This is a genomic window from Paenibacillus antri, assembly GCF_005765165.1.
GTDB lineage: Bacteria > Bacillota > Bacilli > Paenibacillales > YIM-B00363 > Paenibacillus_AE > Paenibacillus_AE antri.
This window is the reverse complement of the sequence record NZ_VCIW01000003.1, coordinates 178,677-201,913: the sequence shown is the minus strand read 5'-3', so window position 1 is coordinate 201,913 and position 23,237 is coordinate 178,677. Positions and strand designations below refer to the sequence as shown.

The following is a 23,237-nucleotide window of genomic DNA, read 5'->3' as shown; positions in this document are numbered from 1 at the left end:
ACAGTCATTTCTTCTTCAACCCGAGCTTCGCCGCCATCCGCGTCCGGTCTTGCGGCTTCGTCAGCGTCATGCGAAATTTTTGCGTCGGGAACGGTCTTCGCAGGATGATGTCCAGCATCGCTTTCCCGTCGAACGGAATGAACGGCCACATGTAAGGCGTATGATGGGACCGTTGCGTAATGAGCATCAGCATGATGAGCACCGTGCCCACGGCGAAGCCCGGAATGCCGAACAGGGCGACGGCCACGAGCAGCGCGATCCGGACGAGCCGATTCGCCAGCGCCAGCTCGTAGCTCGGCGTCGCGAACATGCCGATCGCGGCGACGGCCATGTACAAGATGACCTCGTTGACGAACAGGCCGGCCTTAATGGCGATGTCCCCGATCAAGATCGCCGCGATGAGGCCCATCGCGGAGGCGAGCGGCGTCGGCGTATGAATAGCGGCGAGACGCATCATGTCGACGCCGACCTCGACGATCAAGAACTGCGCCAGGATCGGAATCCTTCCCGTCTCCTGCGGGCCGATGAACGTAAACACCATCGGGCGAAGCTCGGGCTTAAGCACGAACAGGAACCACAGCGGAAGCAGGAAGATCGACGCGAAGACGCCGAAGAACCGCACCCACCGCAAATACGTGCCGACGAACGGCGTCTGCCGGTATTCTTCGGCGTGCTGCACGTGGTGAAAGAACGTCGACGGCAATATGATGACGCTCGGACTCGTGTCGACGAACAAGCACACATGTCCTTCCAACAGATGGTATGCGGCCACGTCGGGTCGTTCGGTATAGCGAACAATCGGGAACGGGTTCCATCCCCGGTCGATGATCGCCTCCTGCAGCTCCTTGTCCGCCATCGCGAGTCCGTCGATGTCCAGCGCTTCGATCTTCGTCTTGATCGCCTTCACCAGACTGACGTCCGCGATATCCTGAATGTACGCGATGCATACGTCCGTACGCGTTCGGCGGCCGACCTGCATCGTCTCCAGCTTCAGCCGCGGATCCTTCAGTCGGCGCCGGAGCAACGTTACGTTCGTGAGGAGCGTCTCGATGAACCCGTCTCTCGAGCCGCGCACGACCTTCTCGACCGACGGCTCGTCGGTGCCCCGCTGCGGCAAGCTCTTGACGTCCATGACGAGCGCGGACCGTTCCCCTTCGATGAACAACGCGCTGCCGCCGCCGAGCACCTTGCCGATGATTTCGGTCATCGTATCGAGCTTGTCTACCTGAATATGCGGAATGTATTGATCGAACAGCTTCCGCACGGCTTCCGTATTAAGCGTGTTCCCCGGCAGCATCGACAAGCGCGACATAATCATCGTCAGCACTTCGTCCTTGACGAAGCCGTTCAAATAATATAACGACGTCGGCTTGCCGCCGTACGTCATATCGCGAGCGATCGCATCGAAGCTGGCGTTGAAGCCCGCGCGCTCCTCCATGACCCGTTTGACGTCTTCGAGCTTCTCCGGAACGTCGTCGGTGAACAGGAACTCCTCTTCCTTCTTCGTGTATCGGTATAAATCCGATTCCGGCGGCTTCTTCTTCGGCGGAATCCCTTCTCGGATTCGCTCCTTCAGGTCGGGCTCCGCGTTGTCGCCCAGCCCGTCCGCGGGCTCGAAGGTCGCGTCGATATCCCCTTCGGGAATGAAGACGATCGTTTGGTCTTGGTTCGGCACGCGTTCGTCCGTCCTGCTCATGGCATTCCTTCACTCCTCGCTCTTTCCTCAGTTGTTCGGCGTTTCCTTTACTGTACCCGGAACGCCAGCCATTCAAACAACGAACCGAGCACCTTGCCGAGCACCATGGCGGCCAACAGCCATCGCAGGTGCGATTCCAAGCGGAGCCTCCGCGCCAAAATCGGAAACACGTTCAACACCTCGGTAAGCGCGGCCGCCACCGTGCCGACGAAGCCGCCCGTAAGCAGCCCGACGCCGATCAGCGCAGCCTCCGGACAGGAGAGCGACCATCCGAAGAAGTCCGCGCACGTCCAGAACACCGCTCCGAACACGACCGCGAGCTCCAGATCCGCGCCGCGCGACGTCGTTCCCGTTATTTGCGCGAGTCGCGGGATGACGTCGAGCACGACGAGGAACGCCACGAGGCCGCTGCCGACCGCGAGACCGCTGGCCAAGCCGAGGAACGCCTGCGCCGCCCCCGCGACCGCTCCGCCGATCGCCGCCGTCATCGCTTCGGTTCTTCGCGGCGCCGAGCGTCAAGCTTCCGGTACTCCTCCGTTACGACGTATTGATGCACGCTCTCCTCGTATTTGAACATCTCCACCTCGAGCGGGCTCGGTTCCTCGTTGATCTTCTTCTTGAACACATGATTGAAAAAGATGACCATCCCGAGTCCGATACCGAACGAATACGGGATTTGAAGGAAAAACGGGTGATCGATCGTCTGCCCGGTCAGCAAAAAGGCGATGCGCTGATGCACCGCCGGCATCGAGACGTCCTCGTGGAAGTTCATGATCGCGAGCCCCGAGCCGAAAAACAACAACAGCCATACGAGCGCGAAAGCGATGCGGTTCGCAGGCCGGCGCTGCGCGTATAGCTCGACCAGCGCGTGCGGTTCCCCGAACGATTCGATCGCGGCGTCCGGCGCCGCTTCCCGGATGACCGAGACGACGCGGAGAATGTCGACTAACACCAGATTGCCGTCGCCGGCAACGGGCCGATGGACGACGAGATCGTACAACTGCTCCTCCAGCTCCGGCTCCGACAACAGCTGCGCGACGTCCCGCAGCCGGATCGCGTGTCCCTTCGGCATCCGCGCGCGCTTGCGCAGCCGCAAATACACGGTTGGCTTCATCGCTGTCCCCCCCTGCTATGTTCCCATAGTATAGGTGGGACGCCCTCCGAACATGCGCGGTCTATATCCAATGACCTCCGGATGCCTCGTCCCGCTCCTTCGGCGTCGTGCGAAGCAACCGCCGGGCTTCCGCGGCGACGAGCTCGACGCCGCGGCGGATGGCCGCTTCGTCGGCGCGTATGACGCTGATACGCATGAGGGGCTTCGCCTCCGGGAAGCCCGGCAGGAAAAATCGTTCTCCGGGCACCATCGGGACCCCGGCCGCTCCGAGCGCGCGGGCGAATTCCGCCTCCGGCAGCGTCTTCGGCAGGAACAGGGAGGCGAAGATGCCTCCCGCCGGCGCGTCCAACGTCACCTGGGTCGGCAGCGTCTCCCGGCAGACGCGGATCAGCTCCGTCATACGGTCGCGGTACGTCGCTCGAACGCTCTTCCGGTGGACGTCGAACAAGCCGTTGCGAAGATACAGCTCCAGCGCGTTCTGCGACAGCGACGACGTCCCGAAGTCGGCGCAAAGCTTATGCTCTCGGAACGTCTCGACGAGCGGCGGCGGCAATGCGGCCAGTCCGAGCCGCATGCCGGGCAGCAGCGTCTTCGAGAAGCTCTTCACGTAGACGATTCGGTCGCAGCCGTCGTTCGCGGCGATCGGTTCGTTCCGGGAATCGTGCTCCAGATCGGCCAAATAATCGTCCTCTACGACGTACACATCGTATTTACGCGCGAGTCTCGCGATGCTTTCTCGCTGCGACTTCGCATACGACCAGCCCGTCGGATTATGGAACCGGCTCGCGGTATAGAACAATTTGATCGGATTGCTTTGGAAATGCCGCTCGAGCCGCTCCAGATCGATGCCCGACTCGGTCCGCTCCAGCCCGATCGCCGGTACGTTCGCGGTTCGCAAAGCGCGAAGCATGCCGTGGTACGTCGGCTGTTCGACGAGAACGTGAGTCTTGCCGTTCGGGAACGGCATCGAGACGAGCAGCTGGAGCGCCTGCTGCGATCCCGAGACGACGAAGATCCGCCGTTCGTCGACGAACAAGCCGACGTCCTGCAGATGCTTCGCGAGCGCTTGCCTGAGCGACGGCAGCCCTTGCGGATCGCCGTAGTCGAACAGGGCGCCTCTGCGTTGAAAGACCGCCTTGGTCATGTATTCGAAAAATTCCTTATACGGCATCGCCGATTCGTCCGGCGAAGCCGCGTCGAACGGAATCGCGGCGGTCGCCCGAGGCGAAGGCCGATCCGGATCGGCCGCCACGAAAAACCCCGCCTTCGGCTTCGCATACACGTACCCTTCGCTTTGAAGCGCTTCGTAAGCTCGCAGCACCGTATTCACGCTGCACCCGTTCCGTTCGGCCATCGCTCGGACGGACGGCAGCTTCGCCCCCGCCTTCCATGCCCCTTCGCCGATCCGATCGAGCGCATATCGAACGATGTTCCCGTACTTGCTTCCTTCCTGCATCGTCCCCCCGCCTCCTCCGAAGATTTGTACCCGTACACAGTCAAGAATCGATTCTTTCCCTGCGCCTCTTACATCCATAATAATGAATCTGTAACCCTCCGGACCACCGGTATTTCGACATCTGTACCCATACAATACCGGTCGGGACGCGAAAATACGGTAGTAAAGAAGGGAGAAAAGAGAATGGAATGGACATGGGGAGACTTACGGATTACGGACGAGACGGAGCTCGTCGATCTCGACAAGGTGTACGCGATGCTGGCAGCCTCCTATTGGGCGGCCGACAGGGATAGGAGCACCGTCGAGGCGAGCGTGCGGGGATCGCTTTGTTTGTCGGCGTTCGTCGGCGAACTTCAAGTCGGCTTCCTGCGGGCGGTGACGGATCGGGCGACGTTCGCGTGGATTTGCGACGTCGTCGTAGACGAAGCGCACCGAGGGGGCGGCATCGGCAAGCGGCTGATGGAGACGGCCCTCTCGCACCCGGCGATCCGGGACACGAATATGGGGCTTGCCACCCGCGACGCTCACGGACTGTACGAACGCTTCGGCTTCGTACGTCGGGAGGCGATGGCGAGAACGAAAAACCAGACCGCCCCTATTGGGCGATCTGGTCTTTGATGCTCTGCAATATTTTCTTCTCGAGCCTCGATACCTGCACCTGCGAGATGCCGAGGCGCGAGGCGACTTCGGATTGCGTCTGGTCCCGGTAATACCGCAGATAGACGATCAACCGCTCTCGTTCGGACAGCGCGTTGATCGCTTCCCCGAGCGCCAGCTTGTCGAACCAACGCTCCTGCGAGTCGTCGGCGATCTGGTCCATCAACGTGATCGGGTCGCCGTCGTTCTCGAACACGGTTTCGTGAATCGAGGACGGCGGCTTGTTGGCTTCCTGCGCGAATACGATTTCCTCCGGCGTGACGCCGAGCTCTTCCGCGACTTCGCTGATCGTCGGCAGACGCCCGTACCGCTTCGACAATTCGTCCTTCGTCTTCCGCACCTTGTTCGCCATCTCCTTAAGCGAGCGGCTCACCTTCACGGTGCCGTCGTCCCGGAGAAAGCGTTGAATTTCGCCGATGATCATCGGAACGGCATAGGTGGAAAATTTAACGTCGTAGGACAAGTCGAACTTGTCGATCGATTTGAGCAATCCGATGCACCCGATTTGGAATAAGTCTTCCGGCTCGTAGCCGCGGTTCAAGAACCGCTGCACGACCGACCAGACGAGACGAATGTTGCAATTGACGAGCGTGTCCCTCGCGGTCGTCTCGCCGGCTTGGCTGAGCGCGATCAGGCGCTTGACTTCAGCGTCGTCGAGATAGCTGTGGGAGGCGTTTTTTACATCGACATCCATAGCCCAACTCCTAGTTATACATCACTTTTTTCGATTCGATGCGCTTCACCATCTCGACTTTCGTGCCTTTGCCCGGCTCGGAGACGACGTCCAATCGGTCCATGAAGTTTTCCATGATCGTAAAGCCCATGCCGGATCGCTCGAGCTCCGGCTTCGACGTGTACAGCGGCGTGCGCGCCAGGTCCAGGTCTTCGATGCCCCCGCCTTGGTCCTCGACGGTCAGATACACGGTATCCCCTTCGATGCGCCCCCGGATCGCGACGACGCCGTTCGGATCCTCGTTGTACCCGTGAATGATCGCGTTCGTCACCGCTTCGGAGATGACCGTCTTGATGTCGGTCAGTTCGTCGAGCGTAGGATCCAACTGGCTCACGAAGGCGGCGACCGCGACGCGGGCGAACGCTTCGTTCACGGAGCGGCTCGAGAATTCTAGCTTCATGAAATTCGTCTCGCTCATGATACGACCCCCAGACTCGAAAGCGCTTGTTTCTCGCTCGGCTCGATCGCGACGATCTTGAACAGTCCCGACATCTCGAACAATCGATAGACGGCCGGCGACGCATCGCATACGACCATCTTGCCGCCTCGGCTCGTTATCAGCTTATAGCGTCCAAGGATGACTCCGATGCCGGAGCTGTCCATGAAGGATAACTCTTTTAAACTTAAAATGAGGTGCGTGACGTTCCCCCGAATGATAGCGTCCTCCATTTGGGTGCGTACCGAATCGGCGGCGTGGTGATCCAACTCGCCTTCGAGCCGGACGATTAACGCCTGCCGATGCTGCTCCATATGAATGCCGAAGCTCATGCTGTTCCATCTCCTTCCTGGTCTTGTCCGTTCCAATTCTACGGAAGGCTCTTCCTTTCCTGCCTGGCGACAAAACTAGAAGAAAAGCGACATTTTCCTCTCTATTTCGCGGTCTGCCTAAGGGCGGGAGGTTGATAGAACGATGGAAAAAGAACCTCCGCCCCCGCCTCGGAAGGCGGGGACGGGGGGGGGGGCCGTTCGGGATGCCGGGGCGCTCGGTTACTTGATCAGAAACAGCTTGGAGGCGGTGCGCTTCAGCATCGTCCACCAGCTCGCTTCCGGAACGTCGACCGGCGACTCGAGGTCGTACTCCTTGAGCACCCCGTCGCCCTTGTACACGACGATCTTGCCGATCGGCTGGCCGATCGCGATCGGCGCCTTCAGGTTTTCGTCGTATTTGAGCTCGTAACGAATCTCGTCTGTGTTGTCGCCTTTCTTCAGCAGGACGCTGTATTGGTGGTCGGCTTTCAGCTCGATGCGTTCCTGCTGGCCCTTCTCGACCTTGATGCTGCCGATCTGATCGCCGTCTTTAATCAGCGTATGGTTTTGGTACTGCGCGAACGCGTAGTCGAACATGGACGTCACCTCGGCATTGCGCGTCTTCGTATTCGGCTCTCCGAGCACGACTGCGATAACGCGGAAGTCGTTCCGCTTGGCCGTCGCCGTAAGGCAAAACTTCGCTTCGCTCGTATATCCGGTCTTAAGCCCGTCCGCGCCGGAATAAAACCGCACGAGCTTGTTCGTGTTCACGAGCCAGAACGGCTTCTCCGAATCCTTCCGAAGATAGTCTTGATATACGCTCGTATATTTCGTGACTTCCTCGTGCTTCATGAGCTCGCGGGACATGATGGCGATGTCTTCGGCCGTCGTATAGTGATTTTCCGCAGGCAATCCGTTGACGTTCACGAAGTTCGTATTGTTCATCCCGAGCTCCTTGGCGCGCTCGTTCATCATCTGAACGAATTGCTGCTCGCTGCCCGCGATTTTCTCCGCCATCGCCACGGACGCATCGTTGCCGGACGCCATCGCGATGCCCTTCAGCATCTCGTCGACGGTCATCTCTTCGCCGACCTCCAGGAAGATCTGAGAGCCGCCCATCGAAGCCGCGTATTCGCTCGTCGACACCTTATCGTCGAGCTTGATCTTGCCCGCGTCGAGCGCCTCCATGATCAGCAGCATCGTCATCACCTTCGTAATGGATGCCGGCGGCAGCTTTTCCGATACGTTCTTTTGGAACATGACGGTGCCCGTATCGGCGTCCATCAAGATCGCCGAGCGTGCGTTCGGCGCCAAATCGACGACCGGCGCTTCGGCCGACTCGGCTTCGTCCGCGCCGATCGAGGCGGCCGCCGAGCCCGAGCCCAGCGTCAGGGCCACCAGCATGGCGAGGATGGCGACGGCGAATCTCTTGCTCTTCTTGTTAGTGATCAACTTCTACCCCTCCTAAGAAATGACGAACCTATTTTTCGAGACTGGCAAAATGCGGTTTTTGCGCTCTTACCATTGTTGACGGGGGGGAATCGTTTTATACCGGGTCGCGGCGCGCGTTCTCGGCGATCGAACTCTTTTTTTTTCGCGCTTAAACGAAACTGAAACTTCCTGAAGTATAATCGACCGTAACTAGACAAGAGGTGACCTATAACCTTCGAAATGGAACGGAAGACCATGGCGAAGCCCCGAGCGGCATTCGCTCGGGGCTCTCGTGCCGCTTCTCAATCCAGCGGCGAACGGCGGTTAGGTCTCACCCGACCATGTACAGCAGCAGCAGCGGCTCCAGCGCGGGCTCATACGCGCGAATGCGCTTGGAGCCGGTACCCGCCGGCCGGAGCAGCCGTTTGTCGACGAGCGACTTCAGCAGCGCGCGCGCCGTCTTATCGGACACCTGCAGCGCGCGCATCACGTCCGACGGCTTCGTCGGGCGGACGGAGCGGGCGGCCAGGCGCAGGATATCCTTTTCCCCTGGGGAAAGTCGGCTCGGATCCGTCGTTTCGTCCCGGAACATGCGGTCGAATGCGCCGGTCAGCGTCCGCCGACAGCGGAGCGGATCCTGGAGGACGTCCGCGAGCGGGAACCGAAGAACGATCCAATAATCCGCGGCCAATCGTTCCGCGCGGGGCTCGCTTGCCGAGCGGCAGGGATTCTCTTCCACCTCGATGCAAATCCGGAACGGAGGACGCAGGTAGGCGAAGTCGATGCGGATCGCGTTGCCTTCGAAATCCCGAACCTCGTATTGCGGGTGCAGATGTTCGAACGAGCCGACCGCCGGCCACCAGACGTCGCGCAGAAACCGTCGCTCGCCGTGTCCGTGTCCCCGTTCGAGCGACTCCCGCGCCTTCCGCGTCAACCCGCGCAGCGCCGCGTCGAACCATGCTTCATGCGCCGAATCGAACGTGTTCATGTCCTCGTTCCCGCCCCTTCGTCGTTCGCGCGAAAAACAAATAAAGCGCCGCTCCTCTCGTTCCCGAGAAAAAGCGGCGCGTGCTTCGCGACCGAAATTCGATTTGGTTTCGATTATACCCGATCCGGCGATGCGATGCCAGTGCGTCCCCCTAAGCTCTGCTTGAAAAGGGCATCATACCGCTTCTACCGCCCCTTCTCCTCGTCTTCCCTTCGCTCAGCCGATCGACTTTCCGACGCCCAATGAGCGCCTCAAGCTGAGCGAAAGTAATTCGAGGAGAAGAAAGATCAAAACACACATCCCCCCTGACGGCAAAGAGACCCTCCGCATGCGGAGGATCTCTCGTAAAGTCATGCGATTATGCCAATCGTTCGACGCCGTCCTGCGTCACGACCGCGTAGATAAGCGGCGGCTTCGCCGGCGGAGCGTCCTGCACCGCGTAGGCGTCGCTCGCCTTGCGGACGACCTCCGCCAAGGCGGCTTCGCCCGTCGCGTCGCCGACGTGCAGCTCCGCGAGCGGCTCGCCCGCTTCGACCCGGTCGCCGATCCGCTTCAGCATGCGGATCCCGACCGCGAGGTCGATGGTCGCCTCCTTCGTCGCGCGCCCCGCGCCGAGCCACATCGCGGCCGTGCCGAGGTCCTCGGCGCGGATCGCGCCGACGTACCCGGCGCGAGGCGCCGGCACGGGCACGACGCGCGCGGCGGCCGGCAGGCGGCTCGGCTCGTCGGCGACGGCGGAGTCGCCCCCCTGCGCGGAGACGAACGCCGCGAACTTCCGCAGCGCCTCCCCGGAAGCGAGCTTCTCGCGAAGCTCGGCCCGGGCCGCGTCGTACGAATCGGCGGCGCCGCCGAGCACGAGCATGTGCGCGCCGAGCGCGAGGCACACCTCGATCAAGTCCGGCGATACGCCCGGCTCGCCGCGCAACACGCTGAGCGCCTCGCGCACCTCGAGGGCGTTGCCGATCGAATTGCCGAGCGGCTGGTCCATGCCGCTGATGACCGCGACGGTCCGGCGGCCGACCTCGGCGCCGATCGCCACCATCGCTCTAGCTAAGGCGATCGAATCGTCGATCGTCTTCATGAACGCGCCGCCGCCCGTCTTGACGTCGAGCACGATCGCGTCGGCGCCGGCCGCGATCTTCTTGCTCATGATGGAGCTCGCGATGAGCGGAATCGATTCGACCGTCGCCGTTACGTCGCGCAGCCCATAGAGCAGCTTATCGGCCGGGGTAATGTTGCCGGACTGGGATATTACCGCGACGCCGAGAGCGTTCACCTGCGCGGTGAACGCGTCCTGCGTCAGCTCGACCCGAAAGCCCGGAATCGCCTCCAGCTTGTCGATCGTGCCGCCGGTGTGGCCGAGGCCGCGACCGGACATCTTGGCGACCGGCACGCCGGCGCTCGCGACGAGCGGCGCCAGCACGAGCGTCGTCGTATCGCCGACGCCGCCGGTCGAATGCTTGTCGACCTTGACGCCTCGCACGGCCGATAAGTCGACCGTGTCGCCCGATTCCGCCATGGCGAGCGTCAACGCGGCCGTCTCCGCGGCGGTCATGCCGCGGAAATACACCGCCATCGCCCAAGCGGACATCTGGTAATCGGGAATCGCGCCGGAGACGTAGCCGTCGATCAGGAAGCGAATTTCCGCTTCCGACAGCTCCGCCCCGTCCCGTTTCGCCTGAATGAGATCGACCGCGCGCATCGCTCTATACCTCTACTTCGCGAACGAAAGCGCGAATGAGCGACTTGAACTTCGGCTTCGTGCGGTTCGCCACCGCCACGACCTGCTCGTGCGTCAGCGGCTCCAGCTCCTCGCCGATCGCCATGTCGGTAATGCAGGAGATGCCGAGCACGCGCAGCCCCGCATGACGCGCGGCGATCGTCTCGCCGACCGTCGACATGCCGACCGCGTCGCCGCCGGCGCGCGCGAGCAAAATCAGCTCCGCCGGCGTCATGTACGTCGGGCCGCTGACGCCGCAGTAGACGCCTTCCACGAGCCGCATCGGCTCGCCGTCTTCGCCCCGCACGTCCGCGGCCAAGCGCCGCGCCGCCGCGCGGTATTCCGCGTCGTACGCCGTCGACATGTCCGGGAACCGCACGCCGAGACGCGGATCGTTCGCGCCGATCAACGGATTGTCGCCCGTGAAATTGATATGGTCCGAAATGAGCATCAGGTCGCCCGCCGCGAACGACTTGTTCATGCCGCCGGCCGCATTCGTCACGACGAGCGTCGAGACGCCGAGCAGCTTCATGACGTACACCGGGAACACGACCTTCCGCATCGAGTACCCTTCGTAGTAGTGGAACCGCCCTTGCATGACGATGACGGTCTTCCCCTCGAGCTCGCCGATCACGAATTGTCCGGCATGCCCTTCCACCGTCGACACGGGGAAGTGCGGCAGCTCGTCATAAGGCACCTTCACCGCGTTCGCGACGTCGTCGCCGAGGTCGCCGAGACCCGAGCCGAGAATGAGTCCGATCTTCGGCTCCCGGCCGCCCAGCTGAAGGCGGAGCGCGTCCGCCGCTTCTTGCGCTTGTTCGTAGTATGTAGCCATCCCTATGTATCCTCCCGTTTAGTCGCCGGAGCCAGGAAGCTCGGCGACGATGCCCGTCACGACGCGAATGAACGTCTCCCGCACCAGCTCGGCCGTCTCCATCACTTCTTGATGCGAGAGCGGCTGATCCAGCATCCCCGCCGCCATATTGCTGATACAGGAGATGCCGAGCACCTCGATGCCGGAATGGCGCGCGGCGATCGTCTCCGGCACCGTCGACATGCCGACGGCGTCGGCGCCGAGCGTGCGCAGCATCCGAATTTCCGCCGGCGTCTCGTACGTCGGGCCGAGCAGACCCGCGTAGACGCCTTCTTGGAACGTCACGCCGACCGACTCGCCGACGCGGCGAGCGAGCGCGCGAAGCCGCTTGCTGTACGCCTCGGACATGTCCGGAAACCGTACGCCGACTTCCGGATCGTTGGGACCGATCAGCGGATTCCGGAACATCCAGTTGATGTGATCCGAGATCAGCATCAGGTCGCCCGGCTTGAACGACGCGTTGATGCCGCCCGCCGCGTTCGTGACGAGCAGCGTCTTCACGCCGAGCGCTTTCATGACGCGCACCGGGAACGATACCGTCTCGGCGCCGTATCCTTCGTACATATGAAACCGGCCCTTCATGAGCAGCACCGGTTTGCCCGCCAACTTGCCGATCAGCAATTCGCCCGCATGCCCTTCCACCGTCGATACCGGAAAATGCGGAATGTCCGCGTAATCGATCGTCACCGCGTCTTGAATCGAGTCGGCCAGCACGCCGAGCCCCGATCCGAGCACGAGCGCGATCTCCGGCCGTACGCTCGTCCGGCTCTCCAGGTAAGCGGCCGCCTCCCGAATCGATGCCATCATGCCTCTCCCGCCTGCCGCTTGCGCCATCTTACTTCAACTCCTTGATGAATGAAGTGCCGTGCTCCATCGGCTGCACGCCGAAATTGTCCAAGACGCTCGCGCCCGCGTCCGCGAACGTGCCGCGCACGCCGATCGACGCGCCGCCCGCCAAAGCCGGGCTCCACAGCAAAATCGGGACGTATTCTCGGGTATGGTCCGTTCCCGCGTGCACCGGATCGTTGCCGTGGTCGGCCGTAATGATCAAGAGATCCCGCTCCGTGAACGTCTCCATGATCGCCGGGAGCGCTCGATCGAACGCCTCGAGCGCCTGCGCGTACCCTTCCGGATCGCGGCGGTGGCCGTACAGCGAGTCGAAATCGACGAGGTTGGTGAAGCAGAAGCCGCGGAACGGCTTCTTCATCGTAAGAATCGTCTTGTCCACCCCGTCCGCGTTGCTCTTCGTCGGCAGCGACTCGGTGACCCCTTCCATCGAGAAGATATCCCCGATTTTCCCGACCGCGACGACGTCGAGACCCGCGTCCTTGAGCGCGTTCATGACGGTCGGCGCCGGCGGCTTCACTGCGTAGTCGTGCCGGTTGCTCGTCCGCTTGAAGGCGCCGGGCGCCCCGACGTACGGACGCGCGATGACGCGTCCGACGGCGAATTCGCCCTGCGTCAAGCGGCGCGCGACGCGGCAAGCGTCGTACAGCTCTTCGAGCGGGATGACGTCCTCGTGCGCGGCGATCTGGAACACGCTGTCCGCCGACGTGTAGACGATCCAGGCGCCCGTCTTCATCTGCTCTTCTCCGAGCTCGTCCAAGATTTCGGTGCCCGACGCCGGCTTGTTGCCGATGACGCGGCGGCCGGTCTCCTTTTCGAACGCGTCGATCAGCTTGTCCGGAAACCCGTTCGGGAACGTCTGGAACGGGATCGTCACGTTCAGGCCCATCAGCTCCCAATGGCCGGTCATCGTGTCCTTGCCGACGGACGTCTCGGCCATCTTGCCGTAGCAGCCCTTCGGCGATTCGACCGGCGGGATGCCCGGGATGTCCGCGATGTTGCCGAGCCCGATCTCCCGAAGATGGGGCAGCGAGAGCGACGGCACGCGCTCCGCGATGTGCCCGAGCGTATGCGCCCCGGCGTCCCCGAAGCGGGCCGCGTCCGGCAGTTCGCCGATGCCGACGCTGTCGAGCACGATCATGCAAATTTTATCGAATGTGCGCAAGAGTGCACTTCCCCCTTTGGAATTGGTGGCATCCTCCATTATCTCACTCCCCGGGCGGGGAATGCAAAAAGGCGTCATTTCTTCGCGCGCGGATGCGTCCGATCGTATACCTCTTTCAGGCGGGACTTGGCGACATGGGTATAAATTTGCGTCGTCGAGATGTCCGCATGGCCGAGCATCTCCTGCACCGCGCGCAAATCCGCCCCGCCCTCGAGCAGATGCGTGGCGAACGAGTGTCGCAGCGTATGCGGCGACAGCTCCGCGCGGATGCCCGCTTCGAGAGCGTATTTTTTAATGATTTTCCAAAAACCTTGTCTCGTCATGCGCCCGCCGAGATGGTTCAAGAACAGGGCGTCCTCCGCCTTCTTCCCCTTGTGCAGCTTCCCTCTCGCGCCGTTCAAATAATCGTTCAAGCAGGATATCGCCATCCGGCCGATCGGAATGATGCGCTCCTTCGAACCCTTGCCGACGGCTTTCACGAAACCCATGCCGGTGTGTACGCTGCTAAGGTCAAGGTCGAGCAGCTCGGAGACGCGCATGCCGGTCGCGTACAGCAGCTCTAGCATCGCCCGATCCCGCACGCCGTGCGGGGTGGAGACGTTCGGCGCGGCAAGCAGCCGTTCGACTTCCGCGGTCGTTAGCGTCGTAGGCAGCTTCTTGCCGGGCGTCGGCGTTCCCATCGTCGACGTCGGGTCCGCCGCGATCACCCGTTCTTCCGTAAGAAACTTATAGAACGCCCGAACCGCCACCTGCCGCCGAAAGACGGTCGCGGACGCCTTGCCGCTCCGCTTGCCCGCCGCCATGAAGCCAAGCACGTGCGTCGAGGTCGTCTCGGCGACGTCGGCGACGCCGGACTGTTCCAGATATTCCAGGTATAACGTCAAGTCCCGCTCGTACGCCTCGAGCGTATTGCGGGCGAGCCCGCGTTCCACCGACAAGTAATCGATAAATAACCGCAGATGCTGTTTCAACGTCGCGCGCCCCTTGTCTGTGCCGGAAGGAGCTTCCTTCCGAGCTTGTCTTGCCGACTCCTTTCGCCGCATGCCCCGCGATTTCCTGCTCGAGCCGACCTCCTTCAAGCGCACGGAGGGCACCGGCGGTCGCTCCGCCGATGCCCTCGGTCTAGCTTTCGCGCCGCGGTCACTCGCCGATCCAATAAAACTCGCGCAGCCGCTCCCACGCGGAGTCGTACTCCATTCGGGACGGATCATCTTGCCGGAACGCCTTCACCGCCCGCCCGCCGGGCTCCCGGTACTTATCCGGTTCGATCCATGCGGCGACGGCGTCGAAAAGATGGTATGCCGCGTAGGTGAGCGCAAGAAACAGCAAGATGAATTTCAGGCGATGGATCCATCGCCTTAGCGGAACGATCATACGTTCGGGCACCTCCCGCGAACAAGCCGTTCGGACATGTCTCGTGATCTTCGTACAACATATGAACTTGTCCTCGGCTTTATGTCTGTTACAAGATGTCCTGCACCGGCACGTACGGCTTGCCGATCGCGTCCGCGACGGCGCGGTGCACGACGCGCCCGTCGAACGTATTGACGCCGTGCAGCAGCGAGACGTCGCTGAGCGCGGCTTGGCGAAGCCCTTTGTTCGCGAGCTGCAGCGCGTACGGCAGCGTCGCGTTCGTGAGGGCAAGCGTCGACGTGCGCGGCACCGCGCCCGGCATGTTCGCGACCGCGTAATGGATGACGCCGTGCTTCACGTACGTCGGATCGCTGTGCGTCGTCACCCGGTCGATCGTCTCGATCGAACCGCCTTGATCGACGGCCACGTCGACGATGACGGCGCCCTTCTTCATGCGCGTCACCATCTCCTCCGTGACGAGCTTCGGCGCCCGCGCGCCCGGGATGAGCACCGCGCCGATTAAGAGATCGGCCTTCTGAACCGCGCTCGCGATATTGTACGGGTTCGACATGAGCGTGGACACCCTGCCGGCGAACAGCTCGTCGATGTACCGCATCCGGTCGGCGCTGCGCTCGATAATGACGACCTGGGCGCCGAGTCCGAGCGCCATGCGGGCCGCGTTCAGGCCGACGATGCCCCCGCCGAGCACGATAACTTCGGCGGGCGGCACGCCGGGCACGCCGCCGAGCAGAATGCCCCGTCCGCCGTTGTACGCTTCGAGATACCGAGCGCCGATCTGCACCGACATGCGTCCGGCGACCTCGCTCATCGGCGTGAGCAGCGGCAGCGAGCCGTTAGGCGCCTGGATCGTCTCGTACGCGATCGCCGACACCTTGCTCTCGAGCAAGGCGTCGGCGAGGCCGCCCGCCGCCGCGAGGTGCAAGTACGTAAACAGCATCTGCTTCTCCCGGAAGCGTCCGTACTCCTCCGGCAGCGGCTCCTTCACCTTCAGGATCAACTCGGCCGCCGACCAGACGTCGCCGGCGTCGCGTCCGATGCGGGCGCCCTCGCGCTCGTAATCCTCGTCGTCGAAGCCGCTGCCCGCGCCGGCCCCCGCCTCGACGACGACCTCGTGTCCCGCCGCCGCGAGCATGCCGGCGCCGGCCGGCGTCAAGGCGACCCGAAATTCATTGTTCTTGATTTCCTTCGGTACCCCCACGATCATGCGTCCGTTCCTCCTCTATCGTTACAGCAACGACTCGGCGCCGTCGATGTACACTTCGGTCCCCGTAATGTGACTCGACTCGTCGCACGCGAGAAACAACACCAGGTCGGCGACCTGCTCGGGCCTTCCGGCCCGATGCGCGAGCGGTTGGCTGCCTTTGGGATATTTTATGGGAATTTCGATCGATTGGACCTCGTCGGTTTGCTGCGTATTTTCGCCGATGTTCGTCTGAATCGCGCCCGGGCAGATCGCATTGACGCGAATCCGGTACTGCGCCAGCTCGAGCGCCGCCATCTTGGCGAAAGCGACCTGCGCCGCCTTCGACGCGCTGTACGCCGCGCCGCCGAAATTTTTGAACTTCCGGTTGCCGTTGATCGAGCTCGTGACGACGATGCTTCCGCCGTCCTCCTTCAAATGCGGGATCGCGTATTTCACGATGTAGAACGTCCCGCTCAGATTCGTCGAGAGCGTATGCGACCATTGCTCCGGCGTCAACGTCTCGATCGGCGCCATCGTCCCGTTGATGCCCGCGTTGGCGAAGACGACGTCCAGCCGCCCGAACGCGTCGACCGCCGAAAGAATCGCCGCTTCGACCCTAGCCGGATCGGAGACGTCCGTATCGGCGACGATCGCTTCGCCGCCGGCCGCCGTAATGATGTGCTCCACCGCTTCGGCGTTCCGCTCCTTCAAGTCGACGAGGCATACCTTCGCGCCTTCCTCCGCCATCCGGATCGCCGCGGCACGCCCGATGCCCGAGCCCGCGCCGGTGACGATCGCCGCCTTCCCTTCGAGTCTGCGGCGCCGTGGCGCCGCGTTCGCGGCCGCGCCGGTCGACGCCTCCGCCTTCTTGTCATCCTTCGTAAATAAAGACATAACCATGGCCTTATGTTCAACCTTCCTTCCCTTCGTCGCTTCGCGGTCGTTCCTTACGCGCTTGCGCTGATAGAGATAGGTTGCTTCGCTCATGGGAAAATATGTAGGCGCGACAAAAAACACTCCGAGCCGTTCCCGTCGGAGTGTCAGTAGATGTCTATTCGGTTGTTACCCGCGCTTGGGCAAAGCCACGCCCTTGTCGCGGCAGCGATGGCAGATGCCTTGGAAGTCGAGGCGGTGATCCAAGACGGCGAACCGGAACTCCTTCTCCAGCCGTTCCTCCAATTCGCCCAGCCAATCCTCCATAATCTCGTCGACCGCGCCGCATTGCACGCAAATCAGATGGTGATGGTGATGATGCGAGCTGTCGTTGCGCAGATCGTACCGCGCTACGCCGTCGCCGAAGTTCATCTTCTCGACCACGTGCATCTCGCTAAGCAGTTCGAGCGTCCGGTACACGGTAGCGAGACCGATCTCGGGGGCCTTATCCTTGACGAGCATGAACACGTCCTCGGCGCTCAGATGATCTTCCTCGTTCTCGAGCAGGACGCGAACGGTCGCTTCTCGTTGCGGCGTCAGCTTGTATCCTTGCGACTGAAGCTGTTGTTTAATCTTCTCGATGCGCGCCTCCACGTCGAAGTCCCCCCTCACGCGACTCTATGAACTCTTCTAATCATTATAGAGGGAGGCCATCGATCAAGTCAAACGGCGTCGAGCAGCATCGGCGCCGCCCATTGGAGCAGCCCCGGCGAGACGTACACCTCGAAGAGCGATACCGCGAGCATCAAGCCCGTCAGCAGCAGGGCCGTCAACGAGAAGGACGCGAGCGGCTGCTTCACCGTCCCGCTGCGATGCAGCAGCCGGCTGCGCACGAGCAGCAGACTGAACGAGATGGCCGCGACGCTGCATACGATGATCGCCGGCACGACGACCAGGTTTTGCGGCGCGACCGACACGATCGCAAAGACGATGCCGTCCCACGACCATTGTCCCGCGAGGTAGCCGACCGTAAACCCGATCAGAACGCCCTTCAAGAAATCGAGCAGCAGAATAAGCGGCACGCCGACGACGGATAACCCTAGGATCCAGATGAAAAAGACCCACCGCGCATGCGCCCCGAACGCGTCCCATACGGCGCCGGCGCCCGCCGTCCGGAGCTCCGCCGCCCCGGTCCCTCCCAAGCCCGCGGTCGAGCCGCCGAAGCCGGACAAGAACGTATTGACGTATTGGCCGACGTCATGCTTCTGCTGCAGCGTGAGCGCGTTCACGAGCAGCGCGCCGAAGACGACGCCCATAATGAACAGGATGCACACGAATAAGTACAACGGCAACAAATCCTTGGTATATACGCGAAATACGCCCGTCATGGAGGCTTCCCTTCCTTCCAACATGCTTCGTTATACGAATATATGAAGCTAGGAAGGAAACTATGACGGGCGTGCGAGACTTACTTGATTTTTCCGTAGCGTCCGCCGCCGCCGGACGCGACCGCGACGTCGCCGGTTCGGGCCGCGGCGATGACGGCGGCCGGCGCGGCGCCGATCGTCTCGACGAGCTCCGCTTCCGGCACGCGGTGGAGGATGTTCATCTCGGTACCGAACCGCTCGAGCAGCGCCTCGCGTTTCCTCGGCCCTAGCCCCGGCACGAACTCGAGCGGCACCTGGTTCCGATACGGCGGGCGCTGAATCGCGGCGCGCGCCGCGGCCGCGTCGTCCGGCTTCGCGAGCGCCGCGATCCGGTCGAAGACGCCGCGCACGATCCGGCCGCTGCCGCAGGCGGGGCACTTCTTCTCCGTCTGGCCGTCCTCCAGCTCGACGAGCGCGTCGCACCGCTCGCAATAGGTGCGATGGTATTTGCCCAGCTGCGGCTTCAACCCGTAGTTCGCCTCGATGGCGCGGCCGTCCTCGCCGCGCAGCGCCTTCGCGACCTCCTCGAACGTGGGCGCCGCCAGACGGAAGGCGTTATACTCCCGGGCGATCTTCCCGAGCGAGTGCGCGTCGGAGTTCGTGACGAAGGCGTGTCTGCGCAGCTCGGGAATCGCGTCGGCCATGTCCGTGTTCGAGCTGAGCCCCAGCTCCACCGCCGCGACGTCCTCGGGATCGAGCACCTCCTCCATTCGGCTGCAGCAGCTTCCGTACAAGCTCTTGTGCGGCGTGAAAATATGCGCCGGAATGACGAGCCCGCCTAAGGCCACCGTCTCCGTCTGCAGCTCCCGTGCCAGCGCGTAGACGCGCTGGGAGCTCAAGGAGACGTTCTTCATGCGCGTCGACAGCCACGCCGTGAACTGCTTCATCGCCGACAGCTTCGGCAGGAAGCATAGCAGATGCGCCGGGCCGCAGCCCGGATCCTTCACCTCCAGCTCGCTGCCGAGCAGCACCGTCGTGTTGCCGTAGCGAATGCCGCCCCCGTCGAGCTCTTCCATCTCCCCGGCTTCCAAATACCGCTCGATCTCGTCCTGCACGGCGGGCGACTGGCAGTCGATGATGCCGGTGACGTCGATCCCCTTGCGTACGCTCGCTTCCCGCGCGATGTTGAAGAACGTCAAGTCGCGCGACCCGCTGATCTTCACGGGCGCGCCCGCCTCCGTTCGTCCGATATGAATGTGCAAATCCGCGTATACGGTGCGCAGACCCTCGTTCACGTCGTCATCAGACTCCCCATGTTCCCGTCGTCAGATACCGCTGCCAGGCGTAGACGGCCAGCAGCGTCTTGGCATCGCAAATCCGTCCCGTCGCGATCGCTTGAGACGCTTCCTCCGGCGTTAACGCGAAAGCGCTCAGAAACTCGTCTTCGTCCGGATCCGCCTCACCCGGGCGAAGCCCTTCGGCCACGTAAATATGGATGACCTCGTCCGCGAAGCCGGGGGACGTCGCCATCGAGTGGAGCAGCGTCGTCCGTTCGCAGGCGTATCCCGTCTCCTCCCGCAGCTCCCTCGCGGCCGCCTCGGCCGGGTCCTCCCCGCCGTCCAGCTTGCCGGCCGGAATTTCGACTTGGAGCCGCTCGAGCGGCTTGCGGTACTGCTCGACGACGAGCAGCTTCCCTCCGACGTCGGCGATGACCGCCACCGCCCCCGGATGCTTCACGATTTCCCTCGTCGCCGTGCCGCCGTTCGGCAGCGCGACCTCGTCCACCTGCAGCGAGATGATTTTCCCCTGAAAAATTGGCTTCGTCGAAATCGTCTTTTCCGTGAAATCCAAATGCTGTTTCTCCATTCGTATTGCCTCCCCGTCATAAGCTTACCCAAACGCGCATAGGGTGATTATACCAAACCTGCGGAAAGGGTGCGTTGGACACGATGAAAGGGTACTACGGAAGCAAGCGGCTGCGACTGGTAGGCAAAGGATGGGAGGTACGGGAGAAGCTTCGTCACATCCAGCGGCAGGCGGACGATCCGTCGACGACGCTGGCGGCATGGCTTCGGCAACCTCCCGCCTTGCGGCCTGCCCTCGCGCCGGCGTCGATCCGTTCCGCCTCCGCCTATTCTCCGCATGATTCGATCGCGGATTCCCGTTCGTATCCGATGGCGTGAGCCGACGAACCGTTTGTTTGCGAAAACGAAAAGCCGCCGCTTCGGAGGAATTTCTCCTCTCGAACCGGCGGCTTGCTTTGTTGAAAACGCGCGTATCGCCCGTTTTATGCCTTCACCTTGACCGACTGCTCGATGATCGCGACGACCATGCGCGCGGCTCCCACTAAATCCGATACGCGGATTTGCTCCTTCGTCGTATGGATGTGTTCGTACCCGATCGCGAGGTTGACCGTCGGCACGCCCATGCCGTTGAACATGTTGGCGTCGCTGCCGCCGCCGGACGGGAACGTGCTCCACGGGATGCCGAGCGATTCGAACGCGTCGGCCGCGACCCGCACGACCGGCGCGTCGTCGTCGAATTTGTAGGCGGGGTATAAGTAATTTTCCACGAACTCGTACTTCGCCCCGAACTCCTTCGTCGCCGATTCGAACGCGTCCCGCATCTTCGCGATCTGCGCGGTCATCTTCTCGTTCACGAGGCTGCGCGCTTCCGCCGTGATGATCACCTGCTCCGCGACGACGTTCGTCTCGCCTCCGCCTTCGAACCGGCCGATATTGGCCGTCGTCTCGTGGTCGATGCGGCCGAGCGGCATGCGCGAGATCGCCTTGGCGGCGACCGTAATCGCGCTGATGCCGTCCTGCGGGTTGACGCCGGCATGCGCCGACTTGCCCGTCACCGTAATGCGCAGCTTCGTCTGCGTTGGCCCCGCGGTGCAAATTTCGCCGATCTTGCCGTCGGAGTCGAGCGCGAAACCGTACTTCGCGTCGAGCAAGCTCTTATCCATCGCGCGCGCGCCGACGAGACCGCTCTCCTCGCCGGACGTGATGACGAACTGGATGCGCCCGTGCGGCTGCCCCGACTCGTTGACGACGCGGATCGCTTCGAACATCGCGGCGAGGCCCGCCTTGTCGTCGCTGCCGAGAATCGTCGTGCCGTCGCTGCGAATGAAGCCGTCGTCGTCGATGCGCGGCTTGATGCCGTTGCCCGGGGCGACCGTGTCCATATGGCCCGTGAACAAGAACGGCGCTACGTCTTCCATGCCTTCGGTCGCGGCCCACGTCGCGAACAGATTGCCCGCGCCGTGACCGGTCTTCGCGGCCGTATCGTCTTCGAATACGTCGAGGCCGAGCTCGGCGAACTTCCGCTTGAGAGAATCGCAGATGACGCGCTCGTGCTTCGTCTCGCTGTCGGTTCGCACCAGCTCGAAAAACTCGTCGATCAATCGTTGCTGCATCACCATGTTCCAGTTTCCTCCCGGCATGTCGTTGCGTTACAATGGGGACAGGCTTAGAATGCCCTGTTTCTTCTTCCTATCGAAAGGAGCGTGATTCCGCTCATGCAAAATCGCGGTTGGATCAAGGTCGTCGTCTGGGCCGTCTTGATCTCGATGCTGTTGTCGACGATTCTCATGGGAGTCAGCTTCGTCGGCGCCTAGTACAAGTTCGTCGATTCGTCGAAGCTTTCCAGGTTTTCCTTCACCCGCTGCAAAAATCTGCCGCAGATGACGCCGTCGAGAATCCGATGGTCGAGCGACAGGCACAAGTTGGCCATCGACCGAACGCCGATCATATCCTTGATGACGACGGGGCGCTTGACGATCGACTCGAACGTCAAATTCGCGGCTTGCGGATAATTGATGATCGGCTGCGACAGAATCGAACCGAACGAACCGGTATTGTTGACCGTGAACGTCCCGCCTTGCATGTCGGACGGGGTCAGCTTGCCGGTTCTCGTCTTTCGGGCGAGCTCGTCGATCTCCCGCGCGAGGCCGGCGATGTTCTTTCGGTCGGCTTGCTTGATGACGGGAACCATGACGCTGTCCTCCGTGCCCACCGCAAGCGTCAGGTTAATGTCGCGCTTCACGATGATTTTATCGACCGCCCACACGGAGTTCATGATCGGGTAGTCCTTGATCGCCCCGACGACGGCCTTGAGCACGAACGCCAGGTACGTCAGATTGATTCCTTCGCGCTTCAGAAACTCTTCCTTCATCTTGTTCCGCAGATTGACGAGATTCGTCACGTCGACCTCGATCATCGTCCAGGCATGCGGAATTTCGCTGACGCTCTGCCGCATGCGGCTCGCGATCGTGTTGCGGATCGGCGTAACGTCGATGAAGTATTCCCGTTCGTCGCCCTTCTCGACCTCGATCGCCGGAATGCGCGGCTCCTCCGACAGATGAAGGCCCGTCGTCCGGACCGGTCCGTCCGCTTCCTTCGCCGGCGCGAACGGCACGGCCGCCGCGGCGGGACGGCTCTGGCTCTGGGCCTGGGCCGCTCGAGCCGCTTGCGCCGCCCGCGGGCCGCCGCTCGCGACGTAGGCGAGCACGTCCTTGCGCGTGATGCGGCCTTCGTGGCCGCTGCCCGGAATCGGCTCTTCGTCGAGCCGAATGCCGTGCTCCGCCGCGAGCGCCAGCACCGCCGGCGAATAACGGCGGCGCATCGCGCCGTCCGCGGTTGAAGCGCCGCCCGCGTGCGCGGCTTCGCCGCGGGCCGGCGCCGCGTCCGCTACCGCCGTCGGCGCGCCTGCGCCAGCAGCCGCTCCGGCGGCGACGGCGTCCTTGCCCGCCACGACGCAGAGCGGCTCGCCGACGGCCGCCTCTACGCCCTCCGCGACGAGCAGATGCGTCACGACGCCCTCCACAGGCGACGGCATCTCCGTCGTCACTTTATCCGTCACCAGCTCGCAGATGACGTCGTATTGTTTCACGTAATCGCCGGCCTTCACCAGCCACTTGCCGACCGTCGCCGACACAAGGCTTTCCGCCAAGTGCGGCACCGTAACGGCGACGCCTGGAATTCCGTCGATCGTCTTCGTTTCGTTCAACGT

The 23,237-nt window shown here is 62.6% G+C and carries 26 protein-coding genes; 3 read left to right on the top strand and 23 right to left on the bottom strand.

Going from position 1 to position 23,237, the window contains the following annotated elements; translation table 11 throughout:
• Positions 1-4: 4 nt before the first annotated feature.
• The 4 genes from FE782_RS06635 to FE782_RS06620 all read right to left on the bottom strand — a co-directional run bounded on the left by FE782_RS06635 (position 5) and on the right by FE782_RS06620 (position 4,266).
• Complete coding sequence (locus FE782_RS06635; protein ID WP_138193279.1) at positions 5-1,696, bottom strand: spore germination protein; 1,692 nt, start codon at positions 1,694-1,696, stop codon at positions 5-7.
• 47 nt (positions 1,697-1,743) lie between these two features.
• Positions 1,744-2,184, bottom strand: coding sequence for a stage V sporulation protein AB (locus FE782_RS06630; RefSeq protein WP_138193278.1), 441 nt, complete (start codon positions 2,182-2,184; stop codon positions 1,744-1,746).
• Positions 2,181-2,810 (bottom strand): stage V sporulation protein AA, encoded by a 630-nt coding sequence (locus tag FE782_RS06625; RefSeq protein WP_138193277.1) that lies wholly within the window; start codon positions 2,808-2,810, stop codon positions 2,181-2,183. The genes FE782_RS06630 and FE782_RS06625 overlap by 4 nt, the downstream gene beginning before the upstream one ends.
• 61 nt (positions 2,811-2,871) lie before the next feature.
• The gene (locus tag FE782_RS06620; protein ID WP_158299271.1) at positions 2,872-4,266 is read right to left on the bottom strand and encodes an aminotransferase-like domain-containing protein; all 1,395 of its coding nucleotides are present in this window, start codon (positions 4,264-4,266) and stop codon (positions 2,872-2,874) included.
• 183 nt (positions 4,267-4,449) lie between these two features.
• On the opposite strand from FE782_RS06620, the gene FE782_RS06615 reads away from it, so the two are divergent.
• Positions 4,450-4,884: a GNAT family N-acetyltransferase gene (locus FE782_RS06615; protein ID WP_138193275.1), complete on the top strand. Its 435-nt coding sequence runs from the start codon at positions 4,450-4,452 to the stop codon at positions 4,882-4,884.
• Here the strand turns inward: FE782_RS06615 and sigF are convergent.
• The 17 genes from sigF to FE782_RS06530 form a co-directional block, all read right to left on the bottom strand.
• Positions 4,862-5,617 (bottom strand): RNA polymerase sporulation sigma factor SigF, encoded by a 756-nt coding sequence (sigF, locus tag FE782_RS06610; protein ID WP_138193274.1) that lies wholly within the window; start codon positions 5,615-5,617, stop codon positions 4,862-4,864. The genes FE782_RS06615 and sigF overlap by 23 nt on opposite strands.
• A gap of 10 nt (positions 5,618-5,627) precedes the next feature.
• A complete protein-coding gene (gene spoIIAB, locus FE782_RS06605; RefSeq protein ID WP_138193273.1) occupies positions 5,628-6,074 on the bottom strand; it encodes an anti-sigma F factor in 447 nt (148 codons plus the stop codon).
• A complete protein-coding gene (gene spoIIAA / locus FE782_RS06600) occupies positions 6,071-6,424 on the bottom strand; it encodes an anti-sigma F factor antagonist (RefSeq protein WP_138193272.1) in 354 nt (117 codons plus the stop codon). Before spoIIAA ends, spoIIAB begins: the two co-directional genes overlap by 4 nt.
• A 219-nt stretch (positions 6,425-6,643) precedes the next feature.
• A complete protein-coding gene (locus tag FE782_RS06595; protein WP_138193512.1) occupies positions 6,644-7,807 on the bottom strand; it encodes a D-alanyl-D-alanine carboxypeptidase family protein in 1,164 nt (387 codons plus the stop codon).
• A 358-nt stretch (positions 7,808-8,165) separates the two neighbouring features.
• Positions 8,166-8,822, bottom strand: a complete 657-nt coding sequence (locus tag FE782_RS06590) for a Fic family protein (protein ID WP_138193271.1) — start codon at positions 8,820-8,822, stop codon at positions 8,166-8,168.
• Between the two features lie 358 nt (positions 8,823-9,180).
• Positions 9,181-10,524, bottom strand: a complete 1,344-nt coding sequence (locus FE782_RS06585) for a pyrimidine-nucleoside phosphorylase (RefSeq protein ID WP_138193270.1) — start codon at positions 10,522-10,524, stop codon at positions 9,181-9,183.
• A gap of 4 nt (positions 10,525-10,528) precedes the next feature.
• Positions 10,529-11,377 (bottom strand): purine-nucleoside phosphorylase, encoded by an 849-nt coding sequence (locus FE782_RS06580; protein WP_138193269.1) that lies wholly within the window; start codon positions 11,375-11,377, stop codon positions 10,529-10,531.
• A gap of 18 nt (positions 11,378-11,395) precedes the next feature.
• Positions 11,396-12,250: a purine-nucleoside phosphorylase gene (locus FE782_RS06575; RefSeq protein WP_238392370.1), complete on the bottom strand. Its 855-nt coding sequence runs from the start codon at positions 12,248-12,250 to the stop codon at positions 11,396-11,398.
• A 1-nt stretch (position 12,251) separates the two neighbouring features.
• On the bottom strand, positions 12,252-13,427 hold the full coding sequence (locus FE782_RS06570) for a phosphopentomutase (RefSeq protein ID WP_439116422.1): 1,176 nt from the start codon (positions 13,425-13,427) through the stop codon (positions 12,252-12,254).
• A gap of 74 nt (positions 13,428-13,501) precedes the next feature.
• The gene (xerD, locus tag FE782_RS06565) at positions 13,502-14,398 is read right to left on the bottom strand and encodes a site-specific tyrosine recombinase XerD (RefSeq protein ID WP_138193267.1); all 897 of its coding nucleotides are present in this window, start codon (positions 14,396-14,398) and stop codon (positions 13,502-13,504) included.
• A gap of 169 nt (positions 14,399-14,567) precedes the next feature.
• A complete protein-coding gene (locus FE782_RS06560; RefSeq protein ID WP_138193266.1) occupies positions 14,568-14,801 on the bottom strand; it encodes a DUF4227 family protein in 234 nt (77 codons plus the stop codon).
• 88 nt (positions 14,802-14,889) lie between these two features.
• A complete protein-coding gene (ald, locus tag FE782_RS06555; protein ID WP_138193265.1) occupies positions 14,890-16,005 on the bottom strand; it encodes an alanine dehydrogenase in 1,116 nt (371 codons plus the stop codon).
• Positions 16,006-16,026: 21 nt separating this feature from the next.
• Positions 16,027-16,884 carry an SDR family oxidoreductase gene (locus tag FE782_RS06550; protein WP_238392369.1) on the bottom strand — a complete coding sequence of 286 codons (858 nt, stop codon included), beginning with the start codon at positions 16,882-16,884 and terminating at the stop codon, positions 16,027-16,029.
• Between the two features lie 162 nt (positions 16,885-17,046).
• The gene (gene fur / locus FE782_RS06545; RefSeq protein ID WP_138193264.1) at positions 17,047-17,511 is read right to left on the bottom strand and encodes a ferric iron uptake transcriptional regulator; all 465 of its coding nucleotides are present in this window, start codon (positions 17,509-17,511) and stop codon (positions 17,047-17,049) included.
• A gap of 68 nt (positions 17,512-17,579) precedes the next feature.
• Positions 17,580-18,245 (bottom strand): stage II sporulation protein M, encoded by a 666-nt coding sequence (gene spoIIM, locus FE782_RS06540; RefSeq protein ID WP_138193263.1) that lies wholly within the window; start codon positions 18,243-18,245, stop codon positions 17,580-17,582.
• 80 nt (positions 18,246-18,325) lie between these two features.
• Positions 18,326-19,519 (bottom strand): endonuclease Q family protein, encoded by a 1,194-nt coding sequence (locus FE782_RS06535; protein WP_138193262.1) that lies wholly within the window; start codon positions 19,517-19,519, stop codon positions 18,326-18,328.
• Between the two features lie 7 nt (positions 19,520-19,526).
• A complete protein-coding gene (locus FE782_RS06530) occupies positions 19,527-20,090 on the bottom strand; it encodes an NUDIX hydrolase (RefSeq protein WP_138193261.1) in 564 nt (187 codons plus the stop codon).
• Between the two features lie 83 nt (positions 20,091-20,173).
• Between FE782_RS06530 and mciZ the strand changes: the two genes are divergently transcribed.
• Positions 20,174-20,407, top strand: a complete 234-nt coding sequence (gene mciZ, locus FE782_RS06525; RefSeq protein ID WP_138193260.1) for a Z-ring formation inhibitor MciZ — start codon at positions 20,174-20,176, stop codon at positions 20,405-20,407.
• A gap of 104 nt (positions 20,408-20,511) precedes the next feature.
• Here the strand turns inward: mciZ and FE782_RS06520 are convergent, their stop codons facing one another.
• Positions 20,512-21,648, bottom strand: a complete 1,137-nt coding sequence (locus FE782_RS06520) for a M20/M25/M40 family metallo-hydrolase (RefSeq protein ID WP_138193259.1) — start codon at positions 21,646-21,648, stop codon at positions 20,512-20,514.
• A 96-nt stretch (positions 21,649-21,744) separates the two neighbouring features.
• On the opposite strand from FE782_RS06520, the gene prli42 reads away from it, so the two are divergent.
• On the top strand, positions 21,745-21,843 hold the full coding sequence (gene prli42, locus FE782_RS32225; RefSeq protein WP_158299270.1) for a stressosome-associated protein Prli42: 99 nt from the start codon (positions 21,745-21,747) through the stop codon (positions 21,841-21,843).
• Here prli42 and FE782_RS06515 read toward each other — a convergent pair.
• Complete coding sequence (locus FE782_RS06515) at positions 21,840-23,234, bottom strand: dihydrolipoamide acetyltransferase family protein (protein WP_238392368.1); 1,395 nt, start codon at positions 23,232-23,234, stop codon at positions 21,840-21,842. The two genes, prli42 and FE782_RS06515, sit on opposite strands and share 4 nt — an antisense overlap.
• Positions 23,235-23,237: the final 3 nt, after the last annotated feature.